This window comes from Bacillus sp. GbtcB14 (genome assembly GCF_019091205.1).
Taxonomy (GTDB): domain Bacteria; phylum Bacillota; class Bacilli; order Bacillales; family Bacillaceae_G; genus Bacillus_A; species Bacillus_A cereus_AG.
On sequence record NZ_JAGXJT010000335.1, the window covers coordinates 1 to 232 of the forward strand.

Here is a 232-nt window from a genome sequence, read left to right on the forward strand (position 1 = left end):
TTCATTTCACTTACGAACAAGTCCGCTTCATGTAACGGAAGGGTCTTGTAAAGCCGGACGATGTCTTGGCCAATGTTACGTAAGTTGATTTGAGCATTTTCGTTCAATTTATCTTCGAAAATCCAAGTTGACACAAAAAAAGAAAAGATCGTGCCCCCGATGATGGAGACAAAAAATGTCAGGATAACACGAATATATAAGAATCTGATCATACATAAACCTAAAGCCGGTA

Annotated in this window: 1 pseudogene; it reads right to left on the bottom strand. The window is 38.4% G+C overall.

The window, feature by feature from the left end:
* Positions 1-212: pseudogene (locus KVT31_RS30065) on the bottom strand (two-component sensor histidine kinase); the annotation flags it as partial.
* Positions 213-232 lie beyond the last annotated feature (20 nt).